The sequence below is a fragment of the Oxalicibacterium faecigallinarum genome (genome assembly GCF_014635705.1).
In the GTDB taxonomy this organism is placed as follows: domain Bacteria; phylum Pseudomonadota; class Gammaproteobacteria; order Burkholderiales; family Burkholderiaceae_D; genus Oxalicibacterium; species Oxalicibacterium faecigallinarum.
In genome coordinates this window covers 1-2,892 of the sequence record NZ_BMDI01000008.1, presented here as the reverse complement: position 1 = coordinate 2,892, position 2,892 = coordinate 1, and the positions used below count along the sequence as shown (strand labels likewise).

At 63.8% G+C, this 2,892-nt stretch carries 5 protein-coding genes; all 5 read left to right on the top strand.

The genetic code is table 11. The features are described 5' to 3' along the window. The first annotated feature begins 226 nt into the window (after nt 1–226). The 5 genes from IEV29_RS16060 (at nt 227) to IEV29_RS16040 (ending at nt 2,476) form a co-directional block, all read left to right on the top strand. On the top strand, nt 227–667 hold the full coding sequence (locus IEV29_RS16060; protein ID WP_009242153.1) for a single-stranded DNA-binding protein: 441 nt from the start codon (nt 227–229) through the stop codon (nt 665–667). A gap of 2 nt (nt 668–669) precedes the next feature. After that, complete coding sequence (locus IEV29_RS16055) at nt 670–849, top strand: hypothetical protein (RefSeq protein WP_009242152.1); 180 nt, start codon at nt 670–672, stop codon at nt 847–849. Between the two features lie 82 nt (nt 850–931). Continuing rightward, entirely contained in the window at nt 932–1,759 is an 828-nt protein-coding gene (locus IEV29_RS16050) for a DUF932 domain-containing protein (RefSeq protein ID WP_017510838.1), read from the top strand. A 69-nt stretch (nt 1,760–1,828) separates the two neighbouring features. After that, the gene (locus tag IEV29_RS16045) at nt 1,829–2,137 is read left to right on the top strand and encodes a hypothetical protein (protein WP_009242150.1); all 309 of its coding nucleotides are present in this window, start codon (nt 1,829–1,831) and stop codon (nt 2,135–2,137) included. A 108-nt stretch (nt 2,138–2,245) separates the two neighbouring features. Next, nucleotides 2,246–2,476: a hypothetical protein gene (locus tag IEV29_RS16040; protein WP_017510837.1), complete on the top strand. Its 231-nt coding sequence runs from the start codon at nt 2,246–2,248 to the stop codon at nt 2,474–2,476. Nucleotides 2,477–2,892: the final 416 nt, after the last annotated feature.

Genomic DNA, 2,892 nt, shown 5'->3' with positions numbered 1-2,892 from the left:
GGCCTGTTCCGGCCCCCAAACCCCGCCCCGAGGCTCCAAGGTAGCTTGCCTGAACCCCGAAGAAACACAAGCCCGGAACCCGCGAAAAATCAGGCTTTTTTCTCCCTAAAACTATTGACGGTCAATAGTTTTATGGTACAATATGACTCATGGTGTAGGAACAAAGAACGGTTCTACACCAGGCAGCAAAGACCACCATCAACCGAGCAAAAAAGGAGCTTCGATCATGGCCAGCATCAACACTTTCACCATCGTGGGCAACGTGACCAAGGACGTGGAATTGCGCTACACGCCCAGCGGCACGCCTTCCGTGACCTTCACTGTCGCCGTGGATAACGTCTATTTCGACCGCGACGGCAAGAAGCACGAAGAAACCGACTTCATCCCGGTGACGACCTACGGCAAGCAAGCCGAGAACGACGCCAAGTTTCTGAAGAAGGGTTCCACCGTGGCGGTGATGGGCCGGATTCGTAGCTGGTACAAGCAGGCCGAACGCAAGGGCGGTTTCAACTTCGAGGCCGAGCGCGTGCAGTACCTGGGCCGTCCCAGCGGCAACCGTGCAGGCGGTGACGCTGGCCAGCAGCAGCAAGGCCCCGGCAACGCCGAGCACGACGACTGGATGCGCGACTACGACAGCACCGAGCAAGCCGGTCAAGGCCGCCGCTAATCATGGCCAGCAGCTTTACCCGTGATGAGCTTTTCGACTTGGAATATGCAGTGAAAAACCTCATCGACGACAAAAAAGACTACTGCCCGAACGAAGAAGGCACCGCCGAGGCGGTGGCCCGCTTGGAAGACCTCCAAGCCAAGATTCAAGGGATGTTGCGCGAATCCGCGCCGCAGACCTGAACAACCGATAGGCCCGGCGAGCAGGCCGGGCTTATCGGCCCTCAAACCCCTAGACCATCATCAACTCACTGGAGAAATGACCATGCAACTCGCAAGCCGCTTCCGCAATGCTTCCGGTATCCGTGCCGACATGCCCTTGTCGGATGACCAAATCCGCAACGTGGCCCCCTCGATCTTTGCCGAGGCCGCCCACGAAAGCCGCTCCGCGCGTTACACCTATATCCCGACCATTGACGTTTTGAACGGCCTGCGCAAAGAGGGTTTCCAGCCCTTCATGGTTTGCCAGACCCGCGTGCGCAACGAGGAAAAGCGCGAGCACACCAAGCACATGATCCGCCTGCGCCACGCCGACCAGATCACTGGCCGCGAGGCGAACGAAATCATCCTGCTGAACAGCCACGACGGCACCAGCAGCTACCAGATGCTGGCCGGCATGTTCCGCTTTGTGTGCTCTAACGGCATGGTATGCGGCGAGACAACCAGCGACATCCGCGTGCGCCATAACGGCGACGTGGTGGGCGAAGTGATCGAAGGTGCTTTCAAGGTGCTGGACAGCTTCGAGGAAGCCACCGCCCAGCGCGAGGCCATGCAGGTGCTCACGCTCAACCAGGGCGAACAGGCCGCCTTTGCCCGCGCTGCACTGGCCCTGAAGTACGACGACCAGGACAGCGGGGCGGTGCCCGTCACTGAATCCCAAATCCTGGCCCCGCGCCGCTTCGAGGATCGCCGCGACGACATGTGGACGACCTTCAACCGCGTGCAGGAAAACATGATGAAGGGCGGACTGCGCGGCCGCAACCGCAGCGGCCGCACCACCACAACGCGCCCGGTCAACGGCATTGACCAGAGCGTTAAGCTGAACCGTGCCTTGTGGGTGCTGGCCGAGGAAATGCGCCGCCTGAAGGGCTAACCCGAGCCGCCCGGCCACGCTGGACGCGCGGCCGGGCATCCCTCCCGCCACTACACGAAGGACGACATCATGAGCAGCCACCACGAATGGGCCGAGGAAGTCACCGCCCAGCACGACGCGCAAAAGCCCTATGCACCCGAGAACGGCCAGCCATTGCGGTTCAAGGCCGGTGATCCGGTGATTTACACGAACCCGGCAGGCATTGAGTTTCCCTTGCGCGTCACCGGCTTCTATCAGCGCCCGGCTTCACCGTGCGGCCAGTACGCGAACGGCGCGCGCTATCTGCTGGACTGGGATTGCCCGTGGTTCCCGGTTCCTGAATCCCGCTTGCGCCTGGATGAATCCCGCGCCGTGCCCGAGCTGGAGGCCGCCGCCTAAATCGGAGCGCCGGCCGCTGGCCGGCGCTGCAACCCGCTGACGCTCACCAGGGCGAGCAGGCGCGCGCGTTAGCTTCACCCTTAGACCATCCAACCCGAGGATATGACCATGAGCAAGACCGCCGCCGACACCGCCACCAACGAACTGATCCGCCACGCTATCGCGGCATGGGGCTACTTGGTGCGCTGGGGTTCCCGCCTGACCCTGGCCGAGTTTGCGGCCGTGATCCGCCGTCACTCGTCCCATGAACGCGCGGAGGCCCTGGCCGCCGCGCTCGAATCGGCCACGGGCTTTGTGGCCCGCGACTGGCGCGGCTTCCGCGCCAACTGGCAATGCTGATGACCACCGCCCGCCTGCGCGGGCGGGCGCTCTTGGGGCTGCGCCCCGCCGCGCGGCATCCTGCTGGGCTTGGCCGGCACGGCTTCGCCGTCCCGGCGTGGCCCTTTTTCGGGTGTGCGCCGTGGGCGTGAGAGCTGGCCAGGGCTTTGGTGCCCGCAAGCCGAAACGCGGGCTTTGCCCGGTATGTGCAAAGCGCGGCATGACGCAATGGCGGGCTACGCCTGCGGGGATGCTCCGCTGGTGCCAGTATTGCCAGCACAGCGAAGGGCAGGGCGTCTATGGCCTGTTGCACCAGGATTCCCGCCGTCGTTAGGGCGTCTCCCCTGCGGGGCCGGGCTTTCGTGCTGCGCATCGAGCCGCCTGTGGCGTCTCGCCCCTTCGGGCGTCAATCCCTGACGCCTCCGCGCCGTGCCGGC

Coding starts and splice junctions, on each gene's coding strand:
- IEV29_RS16055 (WP_009242152.1), top strand. CDS start 670: ATGGCCAGCAGCTTTACCCGTGATGAGCTTTTCGACTTGGAATATGCA.
- IEV29_RS16060 (WP_009242153.1), top strand. CDS start 227: ATGGCCAGCATCAACACTTTCACCATCGTGGGCAACGTGACCAAGGAC.
- IEV29_RS16040 (WP_017510837.1), top strand. CDS start 2,246: ATGAGCAAGACCGCCGCCGACACCGCCACCAACGAACTGATCCGCCAC.
- IEV29_RS16045 (WP_009242150.1), top strand. CDS start 1,829: ATGAGCAGCCACCACGAATGGGCCGAGGAAGTCACCGCCCAGCACGAC.
- IEV29_RS16050 (WP_017510838.1), top strand. CDS start 932: ATGCAACTCGCAAGCCGCTTCCGCAATGCTTCCGGTATCCGTGCCGAC.